Genomic DNA, 24,469 nt, shown 5'->3' with positions numbered 1-24,469 from the left:
GTCAACATAGACAATCATCGAATCAGCCGAATCGAGCCTCTGGCCTCTGTGGTTCGATGCATGTCAACATAGATGCATGTCGAACACGCGAATGCTGCCGCTACTGGAACCCGATGCTCCCGAGGCCGTGGCACCGTGCTGCCCGCCCCTCACCGAACGTCCGTTCACCGCGGAGGAGGCCGAAACGGCCGCGCGGATGTTCAAGGCCCTGGGAGACCCGGTGCGGCTGCGGCTGTTCTCGGCGGTGGCCTCGCACGAGGGCGGCGAGGCGTGCGTGTGCGACATCTCCGACGTCGGCGTCTCGCAGCCGACCGTCTCCCACCACCTGAAGAAGCTGAAGGAGGCCGGCCTGCTGACCTCCGAGCGGCGCGGCACCTGGGTCTACTACCGCGTCGAGCCGTCCGTGCTGTCCGCGATGGGCAAGCTGCTGACCATCTCTCCGGCCGCAGCCTGACCCACCACCGAGAACGCGATCAGAGAGAAGGCCTGGCGTTGAACTTCCGCCGCCAGGCCAGCGATACGTACACCAGCGCCACCAGGACCGGCACCTCGATCAGCGGCCCGACCACGCCCGACAGCGCCTGCCCGGACGTCACGCCGAAGGTGGCGATGGCGACCGCGATGGCCAGCTCGAAATTGTTGCCGGCCGCGGTGAAGGCGAGAGTCGCCGTGCGGTCGTAGGCGAGGCCGATGACCTTGCCGAGGGCGAAGGCGCCGAACCACATCACCGCGAAGTACACCAGCAGCGGCAGCGCGATACGGGCCACGTCGAGCGGCTGCGAGGTGATGGTCCTCCCCTGGAGGGCGAAGAGGATGACGATCGTGAAGAGCAGGCCGTACAGCGCCCACGGCCCGATCTTCGGGAGGAAGCCGGACTCGTACGCCTCCCGGCCCAGCTTCCGCTCGCCGATGCGACGGGTGAGGAACCCGGCCAGCAGCGGGACGCCGAGGAAGATGACGACGTTCAGGGCGATCTTCCACATGGAGATGTCGAGGTGCTCGCCGTCGCCCAGGCCCAGCCAGCCCGGCAGCAGGTCGAGGTAGAACCAGCCGAGCACGCCGAACGCCAGGACCTGGAAGACCGAGTTCAGCGCGACGAGCACGGCAGCGGCCTCGCGGTCGCCACAGGCGAGGTCGTTCCAGATGATGACCATCGCGATGCAGCGGGCGAGCCCGACGATGATCAGGCCGGTGCGGTACTCGGGCAGGTCCGGCAGGAAGGTCCAGGCCAGCGCGAACATCACCGCCGGCCCGACGAGCCAGTTGATGACGAGCGACGAGACCATGAGCCTCTTGTCGCCGGTGACGGCGTCCAGCTTGTCGTAGCGGACCTTGGCCAGAACCGGGTACATCATGATCAGCAGGCCGACGGCGATCGGCAGGGAGATGCCGCCGACCTCGACCTTCGCGAGGCCGTCGTTCAGGCCGGGGATGGCGCGGCCCAGGCCCAGACCGACGGCCATGGCGAGCAGGATCCACACGGCGAGAAAGCGGTCGAGCGTCGACAGCTTCGCGACGACCGAGGCCTCCTGGGCGGTCGCGGCCACTTCGGTGCGGGTCACGGGCAGGCCCTCTTGTTGCCGGCGGTGGCGCGTGCGGTCTCGGCCAGGTCGGCGAACTGGCCGGCGAGCCGGGCGATGACATCCGGGCGCAGCTTGTAGTACGTGTACCGGCCGCACGGCTCCGTATCGACGACCCCGGCCTCGCGCAGCACTCGCAGATGGTTGGAGAGGTTGGTCTGCCGGGCACCGGTCTCCTCCACCAGGTGGGTGGTGCACAGCGTCTCTTCGGCGAGCAAGGTCACGATCCGCAGCCTGAGCGGGTCGGCCAGGATCCGGATCAGATCAGTGTCAACTGACGTCAGCATGGGCTGATACTTTCACACCAGTGAACCGCTGACGAAGGAAGAACCGAATGTCCTCCAGCCCGCTCGCCTCCGTACTGTTCGTCTGCGTCCACAACGCCGGACGTTCCCAGATGGCCGCCGGCTTCCTCCACCACCTCGCGGGCGACCGGATCGAGGTCCGCTCCGCCGGCTCCGCCCCGGGCGACCGGGTCAACCCCGCCGCGGTCGAGGCCATGCGGGAGATCGGCATCGACATCGCCGACGCCAAACCGAAGATCCTCACCACCGAGGCCGTCCAGGCGTCCGACTACGTCATCACGATGGGCTGCGGCGACGCCTGCCCGGTCTTCCCCGGCAAGACGTACCTCGACTGGGCCCTGGAGGACCCGGCGGGCAAGGGAGTCGAGGCCGTCCGCCCCATCCGCGACGAGATCAGGACGCGTATCGAGGCGTTGATCGCCGAGATCGACGCCGGGCCCCGGCCCCCGAACGGCAACTGAGGCCACACACGTCGAGCCGTCCGCGCAGCTCCGCGCCCGTCCACTTGCGGGTCACATTGACGGGGGCTGAGGTGCGCGTTCCGATGCGGAAGCACCTGGCTGACAAGGCGGGAAGATTGCCTGATATGACGCTAATGCGGGTATGGGTGGGCTCTAGGCGGATACTCGTCCGAAATGGTACGGACGTTGAAACGGCATGGAAGGCACGGCGGGCACGTCGCGGCTGGTCAGAAGGCCGAGACCGTGCGTGCACCGAATGCCGGGCCGAACGAGCAGGTGGAGCGGCAGGCGCCGGACAGTCCGACGGACCTGCCCAAGGGCTCCTGGGGGACGGTACTGAAAGGCACCCTGAAGGAGTTCAAGAAGGATGAGCTGACCGACCGGGCGGCAGCGCTGACGTACTACGGGATCCTGGCGCTGTTCCCTGCCCTGCTGGCGCTGATCTCGCTGCTGGGTATCGTCGGCCAGAGCGCGACTCAGCAGGTGCTGGACAACATCCAGAAGCTCGCCCCGGGCGCGGCCCAGGACGTCCTGCGCAACGCGGTGCAGCAGATGCAGGGCAAGGGCGGGATCGGCTCGGTCATGGCGATCGTGGGTCTGGTGCTCGCGGTGTGGTCGGCGTCCGGCTATGTCGCCGCGTTCATCAGGAGCGCGAACGCGGTCTACGACGTCCCCGAGGGCCGTCCGGTGTGGAAGGTGCTGCCGGTCCGGGTCGGTGTGACCGTGGCGCTGATGATCATGGCCGTGATCAGCGCCCTGATCGTCGTGTTCACCGGCGGTCTGGCGCGGGAGGTGGGCACCGCGCTGGGGGTCGGTGACACGGGGCTGACCGTGTGGTCGATCGCCAAGTGGCCGGTGCTTGCGGTCCTCGTCACGGTCATGATCGCGATCCTGTACTGGGCGACGCCGAACGCGCGGGTGCGCGGCTTCCGCTGGATCACCCCGGGCAGTTTCCTGGCCCTGGTGATCTGGATGATCGCCTCGGCCGGGTTCGCGCTGTACGTGGCGAACTTCGGCTCGTACAACAAGACGTACGGGGCTCTCGCCGGTGTGATCATTTTCCTGGTGTGGCTGTGGATCACGAACCTGGCGATCCTGCTCGGCCTGGAGTTCGACGCGGAGATGCTCCGCCAGCGGGCTGTTGCGGGCGGGCACCCGGCTGACGATGAGCCGTACGTCCAGCCACGCGACACCCGGAAGTGGGACGAGGAGGACCGCCGCCGCCACGAGTCCTGAGGCGGCAGGCTCCTCGCCGCAGGCCGCTTTCCTGAGTCTCCCCCTGGGCTGTCCACAGCGACCGGCGGCCAGGCGGTCGAGTCGGTCACGGTGCCGGTGTGAAGGGGCTCTGGACGGGAAGTCGGCTGGTCGTGGGAACGATGGCGGATCTGCGAGACGGGGATCGCCGGCTGGCCAGACGGTCGATCGCGTGGGGGCCGCGCTGGCTGCGGCGGGCCGCGCCCGCGGTGGAGGAGGCGGCCGAGCACACGAAACTGTGGTGGGCGGCGGCCGGGGCGATGGCCGCCGCAGGCGGGTGGCGCGGTCGCACGGCCGCTGTGGCCGGGGTGACGGCCATGGTGACGGCTGAGGTGCTGTCCAGCGGGGTCGTCAAGCAGCTGTACCGGCGGCGGCGCCCGCCACAGCAATGGGTGCCGCCGGAGGACCTCCGAGACCGTCCGGACAGCTCCTCCTTTCCCTCGGGGCACACCGCTGCCGCTGTCGCCTTCACAGGGGCCGTAGCGCCGGTGTGGCCGGCCTTCGGCGTCGCGTGTGGGATGTCGGCTGTGACGGTGGCCGCGCAGCGGGTGCACAGCGGTGCGCACTACCCCTCTGACGTGGCTGCCGGCGGCGTGATCGGGCTGGCCGCTGCCGCCCTGGTGCGGGCCGCGCCGCGCCTGGTGCGGCGAGGGGTTTTCTGAGAATCGGTGATGCGTCCTTGCAGGGGCCAGGGGTACTCGGGCACCCGGTCTCAGAGAGATCGCTGCTTCGTCATCTCATCAACAGGCAAGTCACCGGCGTACGCCACCACGCATCCCAGGCAACGCCGACGAAGGACAGGTGAGCACTCATGACAGCAGACGGCTCCCCCCGCACCGGCGGCGGAGCGCAGGAACCGGTGGGGGAACTGGTCCAGCAGGCGTCGCAGCAGCTGTCACAGCTGGTCCGTGACGAGATGCGCCTGGCGCAGGCGGAGATGACCGAGAAGGGCAAGCGGTTCGGCAAGGGCGGCGGGCTGTTCGGCGGCGCCGGCCTGGTGGGCGTACTCACCTTGCAGGCCCTCGTGGCCACCGTGATCGCCGCGCTGTCCCTGGCGATGGACGTGTGGGTGGCGGCGCTGATCGTCACCGGCGTCCTGGCCGCCGTCACCGCGCTGATGGCTGCCCTGGGCAAGCAGCAGTTCAGCAAGGGGTCCCCGCCGACGCCGGAGCGGACGGTGGACAGCGTCAAGGCCGATGCAGCCGAGATCAAGGAGAGGGCACAGCGATGACCCAGGACAAGCCGCACACGGGCGATGAGGCAGCGCCTTCCCCGGAGGAACTGCGCGAGGAGGTCGAGGCGACCCGCGAGGAACTCGGCGAGACCGTCGAGGCGCTCGCGGCCAAGACCGACGTGAAGACCCGTGCCCACGAGAGGACGACGGCCGTCAAGCAGCAGGTCGCCGAGAAGACCACACAGGTCAGGACCCAGCTGCGGGACAAGGCGACGCACGCCGCCCACATCGTGCAGGACAGGACCCCCGAGCCGGTGCGCGCCAAGGCCGCCACGGCCACCGGGCAGGTCCGCGACAAGGCCGTGCACGTCGGAGAGCTGGCTCGTGAGAAGGCTCCGGAGCCGGTGCGCGAGAAGGCCGACCAGGGCATGCGGATGGCACGGGACAACCGCACGCCGCTCTTCGCCGCAGCGGGCGCGTTCATCGCGCTGCTGCTCGTACGTCGGGCCAGGAGGCGGCGATGAAAGCCTCGAAGATCGCCTACAAGCCGGTCGGCCTGGCTCTGGGCGCCATCAGCGGTGTGCTGGCCGGCGGGGGTGTTCAAACAGGTCTGGAAGAAACTCGGGCACGACGAGGACGCCCCTGATGCCACCGACGAGGAGCGCACCTGGCGCGAGGTCGTGTCGGCAGTCGTACTACAGGGCGCGATCTTCGCCGGCGTCAAAGCCGCCGTCGACCGCGGCGGCGCCGCCGCCACCCGCCGACTGACAGGCACCTGGCCCGGCTGACCCCCTCGTCGACGTCCGCCACAACCTCGACCAGGAGGGCCGACGGGCGGTCGGCCCTCCTGGACGAAGGGCACACGGTGACGGCGCACCCCCCTCTTGCACTCACCGCGGCAGCCCTCACGGGCGTCGTCCTGCTGGCGCGCTGGTGGGCGACTCCCAGCAAGCGACGCAGCCGACGCATCCGCTCGCAGTCCCTGCCGCCGCAGACCCGTCTTGGCTCGCCGCCCAGCCGGGCCGCGTAACGGAACGGCAGCCTCAGATGCTGCATCCCGGCTCCCAGCGCACGCAACTGAGACCACGCACGACGAAGGGCCCCACCGCGAACGGTGGGCGGCAACGTCTTGACCTGCGGTGCAGCTGGTCCGGGCGGGGGTTCTGAACGGTGCTGTACGCCGGTGGATGCAACCAGAACTGCAACCACGGAAGAGGAGCAGCGTGGGTTGCACGAGGAGAGCCTTGCCGTGCCGTTCGCCACGACGGTTCTCGGCGCCGACGTGAGCGTGGTCGGTGTCGATCTGGCCGAGGAGGGACGTGTGGTCGCACGCTGCGCCCGGGGGCCGGTCCGACAGGACATCGGAATTCTGGACCTGCCGCTGGCACCCGCCCCCGAGGGCTCGCAATGGATCAAGGCGTACCGCTACTGGGCCCGCTGCACTGGCACGTCGCACAACGGCCCAGCTGAGCCCCTGCTCGAACGGACAGTCGCCCCGGCTGCCGCTGACCGGATCTACTGCGGGAAACAGAGAGCACGTAGCGCGCATACCGCAGTATGCTTGCCGCTATGGCTGACACCACACGCATCACGGTGACGCTCCCCACCGAGCAGGTGGCGGAGTTGAAGAAGATCACGGACAACATCTCCGGCTACGTGGCCGAAGCGGTCGCCAGGCAGATCCGGCACCAGCTCCTGGGGGCCGACCTGCGCAGCCACACAGACGAGCACGGGGCCTTCAGTGAGGAAGAGCTGGCCGAGGCGCGGGCGCGGATCTCCGGTACGACGCAGGCCGCCGGTGGCGCGAGCGCCGCGTGAGCGGGCACATTGAGACCGTCGTCCTGGACAGCGAGGGGCTGTCGGCCTGGATGGCGCAGGACCGGAAGGTTCTGGCGATGTTCCAGGTGCTCCACGACATGGGAGCGGACCTTGTCGTCAGCGCCAACACCATCGTGGAGGTGAGCCACGCCAGGGTGCACCTGCCCCGACTGCAATGGGCGCTCTCCCGGGTCAAGGTGGAGCCGGTCACGGAGGCAGCGGCCAAGGCGGCGGCCCAACTGCTCAAGGGCGCCGGTCTGCACGGACACAAGTACGCGATCGACGCCACCGTCGCGGAAGCGGCCTTGCGTCAGCCTGGCCCGGTCGCCGTCCTCACGTCGGACGTCGATGACATGACCCGGCTGTGCGGCAGCAAGGTCCGGATGATCGGGCTATGACCGCGACATTCGTCCCGGGACCATGGACAGATCCGTGTGGATCCGCCGAGAACCAGAGTTGCCGCAGGTCAGCCCGCGATGGGTGAATAAGGCATCGACGGATGCGGGGGTATGACCGCGTTCGGTGTCAAAGCTGCTCAGGGCGCAACGCCTGCTGGCAGCTCAGGGCGTGAGGGGTCCCCGGCCTCGGCGCCCACAAGCTCGACCGCCTGGAGCCGGAACATCTGGAGCGTGAGACGGACAACGCCGAAGGGCCCCACCGCAAGCGGTGGGGCCCTTCGACATCGTGCCCGGTGAGGCACTGGCGGAGGATACGAGATTCGAACTCGTGAGGGGTTGCCCCCAACACGCTTTCCAAGCGTGCGCCCTAGGCCTCTAGGCGAATCCTCCGCCGGAAACATTACATGACCGAGAGGAGTGCTCGCGAACTCGTTCCCTGCCCCGGACATCAGGTAGCCTTGGCGCAGCCCCTCACGCGGCGCTATCTGACTGAACTCCCCCAGGGCCGGAAGGCAGCAAGGGTAGGTTGGCTCTGGCGGGTGCGTGGGGGGCGTTTGCGTTCCGGGGCTCCTGGGGCGGGGTCCGTTGTCAGTGGGCGCCTATAACCTCGTATGCGTGTCGTCTCTCGCTCTGTACCGCCGCTATCGCCCGGAGACCTTCGCCGAGGTCATCGGGCAGCAGCACGTCACCGACCCGTTGCAGCAGGCGCTGCGCAACAACCGGGTCAACCACGCCTACCTGTTCAGCGGGCCGCGCGGCTGTGGCAAGACGACCAGTGCGCGCATCCTGGCGCGGTGTCTGAACTGCGAGCAGGGCCCCACGCCCACACCGTGCGGTGAGTGCCAGTCGTGCCAGGACCTCGCGCGCAACGGCCCCGGTTCCATCGACGTCATCGAGATCGACGCCGCTTCCCACGGAGGCGTGGACGACGCCCGTGACCTGCGCGAGAAGGCCTTCTTCGGGCCCGCCCGCAGCCGGTACAAGATCTACATCATCGACGAGGCCCACATGGTCACGTCGGCCGGCTTCAACGCGCTGCTGAAGGTCGTCGAGGAGCCGCCGGAGCATCTCAAGTTCATCTTCGCCACCACCGAGCCCGAGAAGGTCATCGGGACCATCCGGTCGCGGACCCATCACTACCCGTTCCGGCTCGTCCCGCCCGGGACCCTGCGGGAGTACCTCGCCGAGGTGTGCCAGAAGGAGGCCATCCCGGTCGAGGACGGCGTCCTCCCGCTCGTCGTGCGCGCCGGTGGCGGATCCGTGCGTGACTCCATGTCCGTCATGGACCAGCTGCTGGCCGGCGCCGCCGAGGACGGTGTGACGTACGCCATGGCGACCGCCCTGCTCGGATACACCGACGGCTCCCTCCTCGACTCCGTCGTCGAGGCCTTCGCCACCGGTGACGGGGCCGCGGCCTTCGAGGTGGTCGACCGTGTCATCGAGGGCGGGAACGATCCCCGTCGGTTCGTCGCCGACCTGCTGGAGCGGCTGCGTGACCTGGTGATCCTCGCCGCCGTCCCGGACGCGGCCGAGAAGGGGCTCATCGACGCCCCCGCCGACGTCGTCGAGCGTATGCAGGCCCAGGCCGGCACCTTCGGCGCCGCCGAGCTGGGCCGGGCCGCCGACCTCGTCAACGAGGGCCTGACCGAGATGCGCGGCGCCCACTCGCCCCGTCTCCAGCTGGAGCTGATCTGCGCCCGCGTGCTGCTTCCCGCGGCCTACGGGGACGAGCGGTCCGTCATGGCCCGACTGGACCGCATCGAGCGCGGCGTGAACTTCTCCTCCCAGGGCCCCGCCGGCATGCCCGCCATGGGGTACGCGCCAGGGCCCGAGGGGCATGGGGCAGCGGCGGCCGCTCCGGCGGCTGCTCCCGTTCCGCCGGGCGGCGGTCCGGCCGCGGCCCGGGCGGCGGTCCGCGCCTCCGGAGCGCCGGGTGGCCCCGGTGGTGGCAGCGGCGGTCATGCTGCCGCTGTCGGCGGGCATGCGCATGCCCCCGCTGCGGCGGGCCAGGAAGCGCAGCAGCCGCCGGTTTCGGATACGCCCGCTCCCAGCGAGCCCGCGCCCACCGGCCCGGCCGACGGCGGGCACGCCCAGCCTGCACACGCTCAGTCCGCCCAGGTCCAGCCTTCCCAGCCGCCCCAGACACCGCCCGCCCAGGCTCCCGCTCCCTCCAACGCCCCCGCAGCCGCCTCCGCCCCGGCCCCCGGTGCCTGGCCCACCGCGGCCTCCGCCGGCAGCGGCCGTCGCCCGGGCGGCTGGCCCACGGCCGCCTCGGGCGCACCCGCGCCCGCATCCACATCCGCACCCACACCCGCGTCGAACCCCCCGGCGGCGAGCACCCCCGCCCCGAGCGCGCCCGCACCCAGCAGCCCCCCGCCGGCGCCCTCGGCCCCTGCACCGGCCGCACCCGCCCCGGCACCCGGCGGTCTCGACCCCCGCATGCTCTGGCCGAACATCCTGGAAGCCGTCAAGAACCGCCGTCGCTTCACCTGGATCCTGCTCAGCCAGAACGCCCAGGTGGCCGGCTTCGACGGCACCACGCTCCAGCTCGGCTTCGTCAACGCCGGCGCGCGCGACAACTTCCTGAGCAGCGGCAGCGAGGACGTGCTGCGGCAGGCGCTGGGCGAGCAGTTCAACGTCCAGTGGAAGATCGAGGCGATCGTCGACCCGTCCGGCGGTTCCGCACCGCAGGCCCCGGGCGGCCCGTCCGGGTTCGGAGGCGGCCAGGGCGGTCACGGCGGCGGCACCGGTGGCTACGGCGGTGGCGGTTCCAACACAAGCAGCGGAGGCGGCGGCTACGGCACCGGCAGCGGCGGCGGTACGGCGACCGCCCAGCGCCCCGCCCCGTCCCAGTCGACGGCCCCGTCCGCCCCGGCCCAGCAGTCGAGCGCACCCACCCGCGGCTCCACTCCGGCCCCGGCACCCACCGCTCCCGTACCCCAGCCCTCAGCCCCGGCGCCCCGGTCCGTCTCCGTCGAGGACGACATCCCCGAGGACGACGATCCCGACCTCGACGAGTCGGCCCTCTCCGGCCAGGAGCTGATCGTCCGGGAGCTGGGGGCGACGGTGGTGGAGGAGTTCTCGAACGAGCCCTAGGGGCTGACAAGCTCGGCCGGTGCACGCGCCCCGGGCGACCAGCCCGGGGAGCCCGGTTCAGAGGAACCTCCAAGCCAAGATCCCCACCCCCTTCGGAAGCCCGCACAAAGGGAACCGGCCACCTCCCGTTAGGCTGACCCCCGTGAAGGTCCTCGTCATCGGCAGCGGCGCCCGCGAACACGCCCTGTGCCACTCCCTGTCCCACGACCCCGACGTCACCGCGCTGCACTGCGCCCCCGGCAACGCCGGCATCGCCGAGGTCGCCGAGCTGCACCAGGTCGACGCCCTGGACGGCACGGCCGTCACCGAGCTGGCCAAGCGGCTCGGCGCGGACCTCGTGGTCGTCGGCCCGGAGGCGCCGCTGGTCGCCGGTGTCGCCGACGCCGTCCGCGAGGCCGGCATCCCGGTCTTCGGCCCGTCCGGGCAGGCCGCTCGGCTCGAGGGCTCCAAGGCCTTCGCGAAGGACGTCATGGCCTCGGCCGAGGTGCCCACGGCACGGTCGTACGTCTGCACGACCTCCGAGGAGGTCGACACGGCCCTCGACGCCTTCGGCGCTCCGTACGTGGTCAAGGACGACGGGCTCGCCGCCGGCAAGGGCGTCGTCGTCACCGGCGACATCGAGACCGCCAGGGCGCACGCCGCCGCCTGCGAGCGCGTGGTCATCGAGGAGTACCTCGACGGCCCCGAGGTCTCCCTGTTCGCCGTCACTGACGGCGAGACGGTCGTGCCGCTCCAGCCCGCCCAGGACTTCAAGCGCGCCCTGGACGGCGACGAGGGCCCGAACACCGGCGGCATGGGGGCGTACTCCCCGCTGCCGTGGGCCGACCCGAAGCTGGTCGACGAGGTGATGCAGACCGTCCTCCAGCCGACCGTGGACGAGATGAAGCGCCGCGGTACGCCGTTCTCCGGGCTGCTCTACGCCGGTCTCGCGATCACCTCCCGCGGCGTGCGCGTGATCGAGTTCAACGCCCGCTTCGGCGACCCCGAGACCCAGGTCGTGCTGGCCCGGCTGAAGACGCCGCTGGCCGGTCTCCTGATGGCCGCGGCCACCGGCAACCTCGCCCACCTGGAGCCGCTGCGCTGGAGCGACGACGCGGCCGTGACCGTGGTCGTCGCCTCGCACAACTACCCCGGCACCCCGCGCACCGGCGACCCGATCACCGGTCTCGACGAGGTCGCCGCCCAGGACGCCCCGCACGCGTACGTGCTGCACGCCGGCACCAAGCGTGACGGTGACGCGATCGTCAGCGCGGGCGGCCGCGTCCTGTCCGTCACGGCCACCGGCAAGGACCTCGCCGAGGCCCGCGACCGCGCCTACACGGCCGTCGGCCGCATCCGCCTCGACGGCTCCCAGCACCGCACGGACATCGCCGCGACGGCCGCCGGCGCGTAACGACGGTCAACACCGGAACCCTGCGTCACACCAACGTGGGAAACCGCCCCTCTCGATGAACCCCACAGGCCCCGGATCCGTCTCAGGATCCGGGGCCTGAAGTTTTCGGTATGCGGGGCCTGATCCTCGCTGTCCGTCATCCACCTTTCCCCAAAGCCATTCCATCGAGTGACCGATGTCCTATCCGGCTGACGGGGGGTGGAGCCCCAACTAGGGTGCGGCGCAAGCGTTCCGGCACATGGCCCACCGGCATTGCGATGTCAGTGGCGGGTGCCACAGTGGGGGAGTGAGCAAGGAAAGCGTCAGGTCAACGGGGAGGGGGTGAGGTCGGTCGTGACCGGAATGGGTGTGGAGGCAGGCGCGCAGGCCGCGCGGGCACGAGCACTGGTCGTGCTGCGCATCCGCAGCCGCGCGCTGGCCGTCGCCCTGCTGCCCGCCGCCGTCGCCGTGATCCTGCTCGCGGGCGCCGCCACCGGCCGACTCGTCGGCCCCGGCTGGGGCGCCGCCCGCTGGATCCTCACGCCGCTGGCGGTCCTCGTGCTGCTCGCCGCCGCCGGTGTCGCCCTGGTCGTCGCCCGGGCCCGGCCCGCCATGAGCCCGACCATCCCGATCGCCGAGGAGTCGGCCCCCGACCTCTACCGGATGGTGCGCGATCTCGCCGACCGCCTCGACGTCCCCGCGCCCTCCGCCATAGCGCTCACACCGGACTGCGACAGCTGGCTGGAGGACCGCACCCACCGGGCCCACGGTCCGCCCCCCGCCGAGGAGCACGACGACATAGCGGGCAGCGACCGACACCCGCACCGCCGGCACCCGGTCGCGCCGGTCCTCGTCATCGGCTCCCCCTTCCTGTGGTGGATGCGGGTCGGCGAGCTGCGCGCGGTCATCGCCCCGGTCGTCGCCGGTACGGGCCCCTCGGCGCATCCGGACATAGCCGCCGCCCGGCGCTTCGTCCGAGGGCTGGACGCCGCGGTGGCCGTGGCCTCGGCGCCGGAGCGCCGGCCGGTGTCGCGGGCCGTGCTGGCCGGTGTCGGCTGGGTGGCCCGGCTGCTGTTGCGCAGTTGCCGTGTGCATGCCGCCGAGATGGAGCGGGGCGTGGCGGCCGCGGCCGCGGAGCGTGCACAGGCTGTGGATTACGGGCTGCGGATCGTCGCCCAGGAGCAGGTGGGCCTGGCGTACGCGGGCTGGGACCGGCTGCTGACCCGGGTCGCGTTGCCCGCCTGGCGGATGGGCCGCTGGCCGTCCCGGCTGGACGCCGGAGTGGTCGCGGCGCTCACGGAGCTGTCCCGGCGCGACCGCCTGGCCGAGGGCTTCGCGTCCCGTCTCGGTGAGCGGCCCGCCTGCGATCTGCTGGAGGAGCCGGGCGCGGTCGACGAGGCCGCCTCCCTCCTCGCCGCCCGCCTCTTCCACGGCGGCCCGGCGGGTCCCGGTCCCGGCTGGTCGCCGGTGGGCTGGAGCGAGTATCCGGAGGAGGTCGTGGACCGCAAGTGGCGCGTCGACGCGGCCCGGCTCCACCGGGTCCTGGACGCCATGGGCGTCCGCCCGGCCCCGGGCAGCCCGGCCCCGAACACCGGCGGCCCGACGCTGTCCCGCGTCCTCGATCACCTGACGGACCAGGCAGGAGAGACCGGAGAGCGCCCCTTCGGCCCCCGGAGCCCCGAGCCGCCCCCGGACGACGAAGAGGACCTCTCCGGCACGACTCCCCGCAGCGCCACCCTCGCCGCCCGCCTCAGAGCCGAACTGTCCCGCGAGGAGGCCACCGCGACGCCAACCCTGCCGACCACCGCCGCCTCGGCCACCGCCACACCGACCGCCACCCCCTCGGCCACCACCCCCGCGACCGGGGCGGCCACGGCCCCGCCGCCGCCCACCAGCCCCCCGCCCACCCCGGACCCCGCAGCCCTCTGGGACGACCGGGCCCTCCCCCTCTTCCCCCTCCAGCCCCCGCGCACGGCCCGTGAACTGCTCGCCGACCACCTCACGGCGATGATCTGCTGCGCCGCGATGGACACCGCGGGCGCGACACCGGGCCTCGACTGGCTGGACGGCCCGACCCTCCTCCACAACGGCGAGCGCACCGCCGACCTGGCTCCCAAGGTCCTCACTCTGATCGAGGACGGCGACTCCACGCCCCTGCGGGCCTGGCTGGCCGAGCTGGGGATACGGCCCGAGAAGCCGGTCCGGCTCGGCTGATCCACCGGACCGACTTCCGGAGCACCCGCTTCCGATTCTGGCCAATTCGAAACGAACAGTAACGAAGTGCGCGCATTATGTGATGTGCTTGGACCGTTCGCGCACATGGCAAGGGCTTGCGACATACGACAAACACATAGGCACGAAGGAACCACACAGGTCGCAGCGCACCACACCGCACGCACAGCCACGGGGGCGAAGGGGAGGGGAAGCAACCATGGGCTCGGAGCAGATCCGCCGCTGGGAGTCGGGAGCGCTGGCGCACGCCGTGACGGATCCCTTCGGGCAGGGCCCCGTTCCGTGGCTGCGCGGAAACGTGACGTACTTCGACGACAGCGGCCAGGTCGTCCCCTGGTACGTGGACCAGGACCCGGCCCAGGCCCCGAAGAAGGGCAGCCGCTCGAGCGGCCCCCGCGCGGCCGACGACGTCCACTGCCAGATCAAGGGCTTCACCTCCACCGGCGCGGTCGCGCCCGGCGAGGCCATCGACTTCCACATCACTGTCGACCCGCCCCAGGAGTTCGGCGTCGACATCTACCGCATCGGCCACTACGGCGGTGACGGCGCCGCGAAGATCACCACCAGCCCGCGCCTGTCCGGCATCGTGCAGTCCCCGCCGCTCACGGCGGACCGCACGGTCTCCTGCCACCACTGGTGGCTCTCCTGGCGGCTCCAGATCCCGTCGTACTGGAACATCGGCGCGTACGTCGCCGTCCTCACCACCGCCGACGGCTACCGCTCCCACGTCCCGTTCACGGTCCGCCACGACCAGCCCGCCGACCTGCTCCTCGTCCTGCCCGACATCACCTGGCAGGCGTACAACCTCTACCCGGAGGACGGCCGAACCGGCGCCAGCCTCTACCACGCCTGGGACGAGCAGGGCCGTCTGCTGGGCGAGTCCGAGGCCGCCACCACGGTCTCCTTCGACCGCCCGTACGCGGGCGCGGGCCTGCCCCTGCACGTCGGGCACGCCTACGACTTCATCCGCTGGGCCGAGCGCTACGGCTACGACGTCGCCTACGCCACCGCCGGCGACCTGCACGCGGGCCGTGTCGACCCCACCCGCTACCGCGGCCTGGTCTTCCCGGGCCACGACGAGTACTGGTCGGCCGCGATGCGCAGGGCCGTGGAGCGCGCCCGCGACGCCGGCACCTCGCTCGTCTTCCTCTCCGCCAACTCGATGTACTGGCAGGTGGAACTGGGCCCCTCCCCGTCCGGCGTCCCCGACCGCCTGCTGACCTGCCGCAAACGCAGGGGCCCGGGCAAGCCGGTGCTGTGGCGGGAGATCGACCGGGCGGAGCAGCAGCTCATCGGCATCCAGTACGCCGGGCACGTCCCCGTGCCCCACCCCCTGATCGTGCGCAACGCGGGCCACTGGCTGTGGGAGGCGACCGGGGCACACGAGGGGGACGAGATCGAGGGCCTGGTGGCGGGCGAGGCCGACCGCTACTTCCCGCGCACCCCGCTGCCCGAGCACGAGGAGCGCGTGCTGCTCGCCCACTCGCCGTACACGGACAAGGAGGGCACTGCCCGCCACCAGGAGACGTCCCTGTACCGCGCGCCATCCGGTGCCTGGGTCTTCGCATCCGGAACGTTCGCCTGGACCCCGGCCCTGGACCGCCCCGGCCACGTCGACGCCCGCATCCAGCGGGCCACAGCGAACCTCTTGGACCGCATCTGCAAACGCGACTGACCCGCTGTCCGTGATCAAGCTCGCATACGGGAGAATCGAGCCACTTGGACAGAACCACGGGGAGGAACCGTGTCCGGATTCGTAGAGAAGCCCGAGCCGATCCAGGTTCCGGGCCTGGTGCACCTGCACACCGGCAAGGTGCGCGAGCTGTACCAGAACGAGGCGGGCGACCTCGTGATGGTCGCCAGTGACCGCATCTCCGCATTCGACTGGGTGCTGCCGACGGAGATCCCCGACAAGGGCCGGGTCCTCACTCAGCTCTCCCTGTGGTGGTTCGACCAGCTCGCCGACCTGGTCCCGAACCACGTGCTGAGCACGGAACTGCCTGCCGGCGCCCCCGCCGACTGGGAGGGCCGCACGCTCGTCTGCAAGTCGCTCCAGATGGTCCCCGTGGAGTGCGTGGCCCGCGGCTACCTGACCGGCTCGGGCCTGGTCGAGTACAACGAGTCCCGCACGGTCTGCGGCCTCGCCCTCCCGGAGGGCCTGGTCGACGGCAGCGAACTGCCCGCTCCGATCTTCACCCCGGCCACCAAGGCCGCCGTCGGCGAGCACGACGAGAACGTCTCCTACGAGGAGGTCGCCCGCCAGGTCGGCGCCGACACCGCCGCCCGGCTGCGCCAGGCGACCCTCGCCGTCTACTCCCGGGGCCGGGACATCGCCCGCGAGCGGGGCATCATCCTCGCGGACACGAAGTTCGAGTTCGGCTTCGACGGCGACGCCCTGGTCCTCGCGGACGAGGTCCTCACCGCGGACTCCTCCCGCTTCTGGCCGGCCGACGAGTGGCAGCCGGGCCGCGCGCAGCCGTCGTACGACAAGCAGTACGTCCGCGACTGGCTGACCTCGGCGGAGTCCGGCTGGGACCGCAAGAGCGAGCAGCCGCCGCCCGCGCTGCCGCAGCAGGTCGTCGACGCCACCCGCGCCAAGTACGTGGAGGCGTACGAGCGCCTGACCGGCACGAGCTGGACGTAGGACCCGCACGGACACCCCGCAGACACGGAGAAGCCCCCCGGCCGGAGCCGGGGGGCTTCTCACTGGAGCGAACGACGAGGTTCGAACTCGCGACCTCAACCTTGGCAAGGTTGCGCTCTACCAACTGAGCTACGTTCGCATGCGCCGTGGCGCGGGAACCACTATACCCAACCTCGCTCCCGCGCGAGCCGCACCGCGGCATGCCGGTTCTCCGCCCCGAGCTTCGACACGGCCGACGACAGGTAGTTCCGCACGGTCCCCTGCGACAGCGCGGCCCGCTGAGCGATCTCCGCCACGGGCGCACCGTCGGCCGCGAGTTCCAGCACCTCGGCCTCCCGCGCGGTCAGCGGCGAGTCCCCGGCGGCGATCGCGTCGGCGGCCAACTCAGGGTCGACGTAACGGTTCCCGGCGTGCACCGTACGGATGAGCTCCGCGAGCCGCTGCGCACTCACGGTCTTCGGCACGAACCCCCGCACCCCGGCCTCCAGCGCCCGCTTCAGATGCCCGGGCCGCCCGTGGCTGGTGACGATGAGCACCTTGCAGCCGGGCAGTTCGGTGCGCAGGGATGTGGCGACCTTCACACCGTCGGCGCCGGGCATCTGGAGATCCAGGACGGCGACGTCGGGCTGGTGCGCCCGGGCCATCGCCAGGGCCTCGGGCCCGGTGGCCGCCTCGGCGACGACCATGAGGTCGTCCTCCAGCGACAGCAGCGCGGCGAGCGCCCCGCGAATGAGGTGCTCGTCATCGGCGAGCAGCAGCCGCACCGGCTCCACGGCCGTCATGACGTGACCTCACTCACAGCAGATACAGCGGCGACGGGCTCGCCCGGGGCGGGCTCCGACGGCAGCGGAATCTCCGCCGTCAGCCGGAACAGCCCCTTGCCCGCCGGCCCGGCCTCCAGCGTCCCGTCGATCTCCGCCAGCCGCTCCCGCAACCCGGCGAGCCCGGAGCCGGACGAGCCGGACGCTCCCTCCCCGTCTCCGGCCTCGATGACCCCGTCGTTCTCCCACCGACAACACCACGTGCCCCTCCAGAACCCCCAGCCGCACCGCACACCGCCGCGCGTCCCCGTGCCGCAGCACGTTCGTCGCGGCCTCCCGCACGACCCACCCCAAGGCGGACTGCACCCCGGCCGGCAGCTCCGCCGGGGTCCGCCCGCTCACCGTGCAGTCGATCCCGGCCGCGGTCAGCACGCCTTGCGCACCGGCGAGTTCCGAGGCGAGATCGGCCTCCCGGTAGCCGCGCACGACCTCGCGGACCTCCCGCTGTGACTCGTGCGCGAGCCGCTGCACCTCGACCATCTGCGCCACGGCCTCCGGCCGCCCCCGCTGGGCGAGCTGCACGGCCAGCTCGCTCTTGAGCGCGATCACGGCGAGGTTCCGCCCCATGACGTCGTGCAGATCCCGCCCGAACCTCAGCCGCTCCTCGGCGACGGCGAGCCGGGCCCGGGTCTCGCGGGCTTCGTCGAGTTCGTAGACGGCGTTGAGCAGCCACACGGAGAAGACGGCCGTGAAGGCGAGGAACACGCCGCCGCCCAGCACGAGCACCGCCGTGAAGAGCGCGCCGAGCGCGGAGGCACCCAGCGCGAACGATACGAGCCAGACGCCCACCGCGAAGCCGCCCGCGATCCCGAACACCCGCCGCCGGTCACGGACGCCCAGCGCGATGATGCCGGGACTGTAGACCAGGACGGTTCCGAAGACCCCGCCCGCGGCGGTCTCGACGCTCTCACGGTCCGGTCCGTGCTGGACTATGCCCATCGCGGCGACGGCGACCGCGCCGGTGACGGCGGCCAGTGTCCACAGCAGCCGTACGGGCTGCGGCCGCCTGCCACGCGTCCAGTCCACCGCCCGCGACACGGTGACGAAGGATATGACGGCGTGCACGCCCACCATCAGCAGCAGCACGCCGCCCAGCCGCACACCCAGGGGAGCCACGGCCGTGAGCGCGACGAACAAGAACTCGATCACCGCGAAGAAGTGAAACGACGACCGCGTGTACGTCTCGACCTTCTCCGGCGTGGTCTTGCGCCGCCACCACCTGCCCGGCCCCCGCATCAGCCCGTCACTCCCCCTTCGGTCAGCGCCGCGGTTCCCAGCGGAACCACCGCCGTACAGCAAACACCGCGATGACGATCCAGACCACCGCCGTCGCGACGGCACCCAGCGCCTCGTACGCCGACAGGTCGCCGGTCCAGCCGCCGCGCACCAGGGTGACGACGGGCGTCAGCGGCAGCAACTCGCAGACGGTGGCCACCCGGTCCGGCAGCAGCTCCAGCGGGAAGAACATGCCGGAGCCCATCATCGAGATGATCATCAGCGGCATGGGCGTGACCTGGGCGCTCTCGCCGGTCCTGGTGAAGCTCGCGGTGGCGGCGGCCAGCGCGGCGCACATCACGAGCCCCAACAGCAGGCCGACGACGGCCAGATGGGGCGCGGGCGGCGCGGACAGATCCAGCAGGACCGAGCAGCCCACCGCCAGCACCAGACACTGCATGAGCCCGGTGAGAACGGCCGGCAGCGCGGAACCGGCCAGGATCTCGACGTCCCGCAGCTCACCGGTGCGCAGCCGCTTGAGGACGAGTTCCTCACGCCGGACGACGAACGTCCCGACGAGCACCGAGTAGACGGCGAACAGCAGGGAGAAGCCGACCGCGGCGGGCAGGACCAGCGTGCCGGTGTCCAGACCGACTTCGGCGAGGTCCATCTCGCTGGCCAGCTGGGACGTGCTGACCGGCAGCACCAGCGGTGCGAACAGCGCAGCGACGAGCGCGCCCTTGGTGCGCCCGAGAAGGATCACTTCGGCGCGGGCGAGCGCCGTCATCCGGCTCAGCGCAGTGGTCGCCGCCGGTGCCGGGCGGGGCGTCGTGGTGATGGCGCTCATGCCGCGTACTCCTTCGTCGTCGTCCCCGTGGTCCGGCCCGCGGAGACGTCCTTGGCGATGCGGAGGAACGCCTCCTCCAGGGAGGCCGACCGCACGTCCAGGCGGCGCAGTTCCACCCGGGCCCGCGCGGCCCACACCAGCAGTTCGGTGGCCGTCCGCTGGAGCTCGTGGGTGCGGAGCCGGACGGTCCGGCCGTCGGTCTCGTGCCCGCTCACGCCCAGCTCGCCGAGCGGCGGGAGATCGCCGACGAAGTAGCCGTCGGGCAGTTCGAAGGAGATCCGCGACGGTTCCGCGGCGGTCACCTCGGCCGGGGTCCCGGTGGTGGCGATGCGGCCCTCGTGCATGATCGCCAGCCGGTCGGCGAGGTTCTCGGCCTCCTCCAGGTAGTGCGTGGTCAGCAGCACCGTCGTACCGCCGTCGCGCAGCGCGCTCACCAACTCCCAAGTGTCGCGGCGGCCTTCGGCGTCCAGCCCGGTGGTGGGCTCGTCCAGGAAGAGCACCTCGGGGTCGCCGAGCAGCGCGAGCGCCAGGTCCAGCCGGCGCCGCTGGCCGCCGGACAACTGCTTGACCCGGATGCCGCGCTTCGACTCCAGTCCGACCAGCGCCAGGACCTCCGCCGGCGGCCGGGCCCCGCTCACGCACCCCGCCCACATCCGCGCGGTCTCCGCGACGGTCAGCTCGGACGGGAAGCCGCCCTCCTGGAGCATCACGCCGGTCCGCGGCCGTACGAGGGCCCGGTCGGTGTACGGGTCGTGTCCGAGGACCCGGACCCGGCCGCCCGCCGGCGCCGCGAGGCCCTCCAGCAGTTCGACGGTCGACGTCTTGCCGGCGCCGTTGGTGCCCAGCAGGGCGAAGATCTCCCCGCGTCGTACGGAAAAGGTGATTCCGCTGACCGCCTCGAACCCGCCCCCGTACACACGCCGCAGGTCAGTGACCTCAATCACGTGTTCGTGTCCGTTGGTTTCCATGCCTTCAGCTTCCCGGCCCCGGGGCCCGGGAAGCAGTGCGCGCTGTCATCACTCGGCATGACAAATGTCAGAAGCGGAGGGGGAAACACGAAGAAGACCCCGGTCCAGAAGGACCGGGGTCTCATTCCCGAGCGGACGACGAGGCTCGAACTCGCGACCTCAACCTTGGCAAGGTTGCGCTCTACCAACTGAGCTACGTCCGCATATGCTCCCGACCGGCTCTCACCGATCGGTGCGGGCACCAGCCTACCTGATCCACAAGAGTGGTCGGTACTGGCGATGCAGAGCGGGTGACAGGAATCGCACACTGCGCCTTCCCCCTGGAAGGGGGATGTTCTACTACTGAACTACACCCGCATGTTTCCGTGAGCCGGGCCTTTCGGCCTCGCCCCTCGGCGTGCTCCAGACTCTAGCTGATCAGCCGGGGTGCTGCGCAAGTCGGTTGCCGCGAGGGGCGGGTGACCGGTCGCCCGCCCGGCCTCACCGGGCCGTCACTGGGCGGCGGTGAACGCCTCGTAGACCTTCTTGGGGATGCGCCCGCGCGCGGGGACCTCCATCTTGTTGGCCTGGGCCCAGGCCCGCACGGCCGACGGGTCGGGGGCGACCTCCGTCTGCCGGTACGCCCGGCCCGAGCGGGACCGCTTGCGGCCGGCCTCCACGTAGGGCGCGAGCGCCTTCCGCAGTTCGCCGGCATTGACTTCGTTCAGGTCGATCTCGTACGACTTGCCGTCCAGTCCGAAGGCGATCGTTTCCGCCGCTTCCGAGCCGTCGATGTCGTCAAAGAGAGTGACCACGACCTTCTGCGCCACGAATATCGGTCCCTTCCTGCGGCACTTGCCAATTCATTTCTACAGTGCCTGGCAATGCAATGTGAAACCCGACTAAATCCTTCCGCGTGTCCGAACGCAATAGGTTCCTGGTGTCGACCCGGAATCTTTCCCGGAAATTTCCGTGTGTGGGTCCGTCGATGCGGGATCGTGATGACCGTCACGTAGTTTCCTACAAGTCGACGCGCGTAGAATTTTTGTGCGGGTAGTCTGAAGGAACCTGCTCAGCACCACACACCGGGAGTGCCAGTGGCACGCGTCGTAGTCGACGTCATGCTCAAGCCGGAGATCCTCGACCCCCAGGGCCAGGCGGTGCAGCGCGCACTGCCGCGGCTGGGTTTCGAAGGGATCTCGGACGTCCGCCAGGGAAAGCGTTTCGAACTGGAAGTTGACGGGCCGGTCGACGAGGCCGCCCTCGCCCGCATTCACGATCTTGCGGAGTCCTTCCTCGCGAACACCGTGATCGAGGACTTCACGGTCCGGGTCGAGGAAGTCGCGGAGGCCGTGAAGTGACCGCTCGTATTGGCGTCGTCACTTTCCCCGGCAGTCTGGACGACCGGGACACGCAGCGCGCGATCCGCCTCGCGGGCGCCGAGCCGGTCGCCCTGTGGCACAAGGACAAGGACCTCAAGCAGGTCGACGCCGTGGTGCTGTGCGGTGGTTTCTCCTACGGTGACTATCTGCGCGCCGGGGCCATCGCCCGTTTCTCGCCGGTGATGGAGCCCCTGCTGGAGCAGGCGAAGGCCGGTCTGCCGGTGCTCGGCATCTGCAACGGCTTCCAGATCCTCACCGAGGCCCACCTGCTGCCCGGCACGATGCTGCGCAACAACCACCTGCACTTCATCTGCCGTGACCAGAAGTTGCGGGTGGAGAACGCCGAGACGGCCTGGACCAGCGACTACACCGCCGGCCAGGAGATCCACATCCCGCTGAAGAACATCGACGGGCAGTACGTCGCCGACCAGCGCACGCTGGACGCGCTGGAGTCCGAGGGCCGGGTCGCCTTCCGGTACCTGGACGTCAACCCCAACGGCTCGAACAACGACATCGCGGGTGTCACCAACGAGGCCGGCAACGTCGTAGGCCTCATGCCGCACCCCGAGCACGCCGTCGAGCCGCTGATCGGCACCGGTCGTACCGACGGCCTCCCGTTCTTCACCTCGATCCTCAAGAAGCTGGTCAACGCATGAGCCGGACGCCTCTGGACACGGTCGAGCACGCGGCCGCGACCCCCGACGTCGAGCTGCCCTGGGCCGAACTGGGCCTGAAGAAGGACGAGTACGAGCGCGTGGTCGAGATCCTCGGCCGCCGGCCCACCGGGGCCGAGCTCGCCATGTACTCGGTGATGTGGTCGGAGCACTGCTCGTACAAGAGCAGCAAGGTGCACCTGCGCCAGTTCGGCGAGAAGGCACCCGAGAACGACGCCCTGCTCGTCGGCATCGGCGAGAACGCCGGTGTCGTGGACGTCGGCCAGGGTTACGCGGTCACCTTCAAGGTCGAGTCGCACAACCACCCGTCGTACGTGGAGCCCTACCAGGGCGCGGCCACGGGTGTCGGCGGCATCGTCCGCGACATCATCGCCATGGGCGCCCGGCCGGTGGCGGTTGTCGACCCGCTGCGCTTCGGCGCGGCCGACCACCCCGACACCAAGCGCGTGCTGCCGGGTGTCGTCGCGGGCATCGGCGGCTACGGCAACTGCCTGGGTCTGCCCAACATCGGCGGCGAGGTCGTCTTCGACTCCTGCTACCAGGGCAACCCGCTGGTCAACGCCGGTTGCATCGGCGTGATGCGGCACGAGGACATCCACCTCGCCAAGGCGTCCGGCGCGGGCAACAAGGTCATCCTGTACGGGGCCCGGACCGGCGGTGACGGCATCGGCGGCGCCTCGATCCTGGCCTCCGAGACCTTCGACGACGCCAAGCCCTCCAAGCGCCCCGCCGTCCAGGTCGGCGACCCCTTCCAGGAGAAGCTCCTCATCGAGTGCACCCTGGAGGCCTTCAAGGAGAAGCTGGTCGTCGGCATCCAGGACCTCGGCGCGGCGGGCCTGTCCTGCGCCACCAGCGAGCTGGCGTCCAACGGCTCCGGCGGCATGCGCGTGACGCTGGACGACGTCCCCCTGCGCGACTCGACGCTCTCGCCCGAGGAGATCCTCATGAGCGAGTCGCAGGAGCGCATGTGCGCGGTCGTCGAGCCGGAGAAGGTCGACCGCTTCCTGGAGATCTGCGAGAAGTGGGACGTCATCGCCACCGTCATCGGTGAGGTGACCGACGGCGACCGCCTGGAGATCTACTGGCACGGCGGCAAGATCGTCGACGTCGACCCGCGCACGGTGGCCCACGAGGGCCCGGTCTACGAGCGCCCGTACGCCCGCCCGTCCTGGCAGGACGCCCTCCAGGCGGACGACGCGAACAAGCTGCCGCGGCCGGCGACGAGCGCGGAGCTGAAGGACCAGGTCCTGAAGCTGGTCGGCTCCCCGAACCAGGCGTCCAAGTCCTGGATCACCTCCCAGTACGACCACTTCGTGCAGGGCAACACGGTCCTGGCCCAGCCCGAGGACTCGGGCATGATCCGGATCGACGAGGAGACCGGCCTCGGCGTGGCCCTCGCCACGGACGGCAACGGCCGGTACGCCAAGCTCGACCCGTACACGGGCGCGCAGCTCGCGCTGGCGGAGGCCTACCGGAACGTGGCGACGACCGGTGCGAAGCCGCTCGCCGTCTCCGACTGCCTGAACTTCGGTTCGCCCGAGGACCCGGCGGTGATGTGGCAGTTCGCGGAGGCCGTGCGCGGTCTGGCGGACGCCTGCCAGCAGCTGGGCACCCCGGTGACCGGCGGCAACGTCTCGCTCTACAACCAGACGGGCGAGGCCGCCATCCACCCGACCCCGGTCGTCGCGGTCCTGGGCGTCATCGACGACGTGACCCGCCGCACGCCGGTCGCCTTCCAGGAGGAGGGCCAGCTGCTCTACCTCCTCGGCGACACGCGTGAGGAGTTCGGCGGTTCGGCCTGGTCGCAGGTGGTCCACGACCACCTCGGTGGTCTGCCGCCCAAGGTCGACCTGGAGCGCGAGCGCCTGCTCGCCGAGATCCTGATCGCCGCCTCCCGCGACGGCATGATCGACTCCGCGCACGACCTGTCCGACGGCGGTCTGATCCAGGCGGTCGTCGAGTCGGCGCTGCTGGGCGGCAAGGGCGCGCGTCTGATCGTCCCGGACGGTCTGGACGCCTTCACCTTCCTCTTCTCCGAGTCCGCGGGCCGCGCGGTCGTGGCCGTGCCGCGTTCGGAGGAGGTCCGCTTCAACGACATGTGCGGTGCGCGGGGCCTGCCGGCCACCCGCATCGGTGTCGTGGACGGCGACTCGGTGGACGTCCAGGGCGAGTTCACGCTCTCCCTCTCCGAGCTGCGCGAGCTCCACGAGGGGACGATCCCGGCACTGCTGGCGTAACCAGGAACCAGG

The 24,469-nt window shown here is 70.9% G+C and carries 22 protein-coding genes, 4 tRNA genes, 1 other RNA gene and 2 pseudogenes; 18 read left to right on the top strand and 11 right to left on the bottom strand.

Annotation, left to right across the window (positions count from 1 at the left end; genetic code table 11):
- Positions 1–76: 76 nt before the first annotated feature.
- Positions 77–454 (top strand): ArsR/SmtB family transcription factor, encoded by a 378-nt coding sequence (locus tag QF034_RS19330; RefSeq protein WP_307176147.1) that lies wholly within the window; start codon positions 77–79, stop codon positions 452–454.
- A gap of 19 nt (positions 455–473) precedes the next feature.
- On the opposite strand, the gene arsB is transcribed toward QF034_RS19330, so the two are convergent.
- Positions 474–1,562: an ACR3 family arsenite efflux transporter gene (arsB, locus tag QF034_RS19325; protein WP_307176146.1), complete on the bottom strand. Its 1,089-nt coding sequence runs from the start codon at positions 1,560–1,562 to the stop codon at positions 474–476.
- Complete coding sequence (locus QF034_RS19320; RefSeq protein ID WP_307176145.1) at positions 1,559–1,867, bottom strand: ArsR/SmtB family transcription factor; 309 nt, start codon at positions 1,865–1,867, stop codon at positions 1,559–1,561. The genes arsB and QF034_RS19320 overlap by 4 nt, the downstream gene beginning before the upstream one ends.
- A 47-nt stretch (positions 1,868–1,914) precedes the next feature.
- Here QF034_RS19320 and QF034_RS19315 point away from each other — a divergent pair, with 47 nt between their 5' ends.
- From QF034_RS19315 to QF034_RS19280, 8 genes and pseudogenes are all read left to right on the top strand, one after another.
- Complete coding sequence (locus tag QF034_RS19315) at positions 1,915–2,346, top strand: arsenate reductase ArsC (RefSeq protein WP_307176144.1); 432 nt, start codon at positions 1,915–1,917, stop codon at positions 2,344–2,346.
- 174 nt (positions 2,347–2,520) lie between these two features.
- Positions 2,521–3,582 (top strand): YihY/virulence factor BrkB family protein, encoded by a 1,062-nt coding sequence (locus tag QF034_RS19310; RefSeq protein WP_307176143.1) that lies wholly within the window; start codon positions 2,521–2,523, stop codon positions 3,580–3,582.
- 140 nt (positions 3,583–3,722) lie between these two features.
- Complete coding sequence (locus tag QF034_RS19305; RefSeq protein WP_307176142.1) at positions 3,723–4,262, top strand: phosphatase PAP2 family protein; 540 nt, start codon at positions 3,723–3,725, stop codon at positions 4,260–4,262.
- A 149-nt stretch (positions 4,263–4,411) separates the two neighbouring features.
- Positions 4,412–4,831 (top strand): phage holin family protein, encoded by a 420-nt coding sequence (locus QF034_RS19300; protein WP_307176141.1) that lies wholly within the window; start codon positions 4,412–4,414, stop codon positions 4,829–4,831.
- Positions 4,828–5,298, top strand: coding sequence for a DUF3618 domain-containing protein (locus tag QF034_RS19295; RefSeq protein ID WP_307176140.1), 471 nt, complete (start codon positions 4,828–4,830; stop codon positions 5,296–5,298). The genes QF034_RS19300 and QF034_RS19295 overlap by 4 nt, the downstream gene beginning before the upstream one ends.
- A pseudogene (locus QF034_RS19290) lies at positions 5,295–5,562 on the top strand (DUF4235 domain-containing protein). Before QF034_RS19295 ends, QF034_RS19290 begins: the two are co-directional and overlap by 4 nt.
- A gap of 781 nt (positions 5,563–6,343) precedes the next feature.
- A complete protein-coding gene (locus QF034_RS19285; protein ID WP_307176139.1) occupies positions 6,344–6,592 on the top strand; it encodes a hypothetical protein in 249 nt (82 codons plus the stop codon).
- A complete protein-coding gene (locus tag QF034_RS19280; RefSeq protein WP_307176138.1) occupies positions 6,589–6,990 on the top strand; it encodes a PIN domain-containing protein in 402 nt (133 codons plus the stop codon). Before QF034_RS19285 ends, QF034_RS19280 begins: the two co-directional genes overlap by 4 nt.
- 302 nt (positions 6,991–7,292) lie before the next feature.
- Here QF034_RS19280 and QF034_RS19275 read toward each other — a convergent pair.
- Positions 7,293–7,380 (bottom strand) — tRNA-Ser (locus tag QF034_RS19275).
- 72 nt (positions 7,381–7,452) lie between these two features.
- Here QF034_RS19275 and ffs point away from each other — a divergent pair.
- The 6 genes from ffs to QF034_RS19245 all read left to right on the top strand — a co-directional run bounded on the left by ffs (position 7,453) and on the right by QF034_RS19245 (position 16,334).
- Positions 7,453–7,551, top strand: an RNA gene (ffs, locus tag QF034_RS19270) — signal recognition particle sRNA small type.
- Between the two features lie 54 nt (positions 7,552–7,605).
- Positions 7,606–10,086, top strand: coding sequence for a DNA polymerase III subunit gamma and tau (locus QF034_RS19265; protein ID WP_307176137.1), 2,481 nt, complete (start codon positions 7,606–7,608; stop codon positions 10,084–10,086).
- A gap of 142 nt (positions 10,087–10,228) precedes the next feature.
- Positions 10,229–11,479: a phosphoribosylamine--glycine ligase gene (gene purD / locus QF034_RS19260; RefSeq protein ID WP_307176136.1), complete on the top strand. Its 1,251-nt coding sequence runs from the start codon at positions 10,229–10,231 to the stop codon at positions 11,477–11,479.
- A gap of 342 nt (positions 11,480–11,821) precedes the next feature.
- Positions 11,822–13,672, top strand: coding sequence for a hypothetical protein (locus QF034_RS19255; RefSeq protein ID WP_307179919.1), 1,851 nt, complete (start codon positions 11,822–11,824; stop codon positions 13,670–13,672).
- Between the two features lie 217 nt (positions 13,673–13,889).
- Entirely contained in the window at positions 13,890–15,365 is a 1,476-nt protein-coding gene (locus tag QF034_RS19250; RefSeq protein WP_307176135.1) for a N,N-dimethylformamidase beta subunit family domain-containing protein, read from the top strand.
- Positions 15,366–15,434: 69 nt separating this feature from the next.
- The gene (locus QF034_RS19245) at positions 15,435–16,334 is read left to right on the top strand and encodes a phosphoribosylaminoimidazolesuccinocarboxamide synthase (protein ID WP_307176134.1); all 900 of its coding nucleotides are present in this window, start codon (positions 15,435–15,437) and stop codon (positions 16,332–16,334) included.
- Positions 16,335–16,397: 63 nt separating this feature from the next.
- Here QF034_RS19245 and QF034_RS19240 read toward each other — a convergent pair.
- The 8 genes and pseudogenes from QF034_RS19240 to QF034_RS19205 all read right to left on the bottom strand — a co-directional run bounded on the left by QF034_RS19240 (position 16,398) and on the right by QF034_RS19205 (position 20,994).
- Positions 16,398–16,473, bottom strand: a tRNA-Gly gene (locus tag QF034_RS19240).
- A 22-nt stretch (positions 16,474–16,495) separates the two neighbouring features.
- Positions 16,496–17,116 (bottom strand): response regulator transcription factor, encoded by a 621-nt coding sequence (locus tag QF034_RS19235; protein ID WP_086561115.1) that lies wholly within the window; start codon positions 17,114–17,116, stop codon positions 16,496–16,498.
- A pseudogene (locus QF034_RS19230) lies at positions 17,113–18,391 on the bottom strand (sensor histidine kinase). The gene QF034_RS19235 and the pseudogene QF034_RS19230 overlap by 4 nt, the downstream one beginning before the upstream one ends.
- A 22-nt stretch (positions 18,392–18,413) precedes the next feature.
- Complete coding sequence (locus QF034_RS19225) at positions 18,414–19,217, bottom strand: ABC transporter permease (RefSeq protein WP_307176133.1); 804 nt, start codon at positions 19,215–19,217, stop codon at positions 18,414–18,416.
- Complete coding sequence (locus QF034_RS19220) at positions 19,214–20,185, bottom strand: ABC transporter ATP-binding protein (protein ID WP_307176132.1); 972 nt, start codon at positions 20,183–20,185, stop codon at positions 19,214–19,216. Before QF034_RS19220 ends, QF034_RS19225 begins: the two co-directional genes overlap by 4 nt.
- A gap of 130 nt (positions 20,186–20,315) precedes the next feature.
- Positions 20,316–20,388, bottom strand: a tRNA-Gly gene (locus QF034_RS19215).
- Positions 20,389–20,470: 82 nt separating this feature from the next.
- Positions 20,471–20,542: transfer RNA gene (locus QF034_RS19210), tRNA-Gly, on the bottom strand.
- 134 nt (positions 20,543–20,676) lie between these two features.
- Positions 20,677–20,994, bottom strand: coding sequence for a histone-like nucleoid-structuring protein Lsr2 (locus QF034_RS19205; RefSeq protein WP_010045046.1), 318 nt, complete (start codon positions 20,992–20,994; stop codon positions 20,677–20,679).
- A 267-nt stretch (positions 20,995–21,261) separates the two neighbouring features.
- Here QF034_RS19205 and purS point away from each other — a divergent pair, with 267 nt between their 5' ends.
- The 3 genes from purS to purL are packed head-to-tail and all read left to right on the top strand — an operon-like array spanning position 21,262 to position 24,457.
- Positions 21,262–21,525, top strand: a complete 264-nt coding sequence (gene purS / locus QF034_RS19200; protein WP_010045045.1) for a phosphoribosylformylglycinamidine synthase subunit PurS — start codon at positions 21,262–21,264, stop codon at positions 21,523–21,525.
- Complete coding sequence (purQ, locus tag QF034_RS19195; RefSeq protein ID WP_020277208.1) at positions 21,522–22,202, top strand: phosphoribosylformylglycinamidine synthase subunit PurQ; 681 nt, start codon at positions 21,522–21,524, stop codon at positions 22,200–22,202. Before purS ends, purQ begins: the two co-directional genes overlap by 4 nt.
- Positions 22,199–24,457, top strand: a complete 2,259-nt coding sequence (purL, locus tag QF034_RS19190) for a phosphoribosylformylglycinamidine synthase subunit PurL (RefSeq protein WP_307176131.1) — start codon at positions 22,199–22,201, stop codon at positions 24,455–24,457. The genes purQ and purL overlap by 4 nt, the downstream gene beginning before the upstream one ends.
- Positions 24,458–24,469 lie beyond the last annotated feature (12 nt).

The organism is Streptomyces africanus, assembly GCF_030816955.1.
Classification (GTDB): domain Bacteria; phylum Actinomycetota; class Actinomycetes; order Streptomycetales; family Streptomycetaceae; genus Streptomyces; species Streptomyces africanus.
The sequence above is the reverse complement of the archived record's forward strand: the minus strand, read 5'-3'. Positions and strand labels throughout refer to the sequence as shown.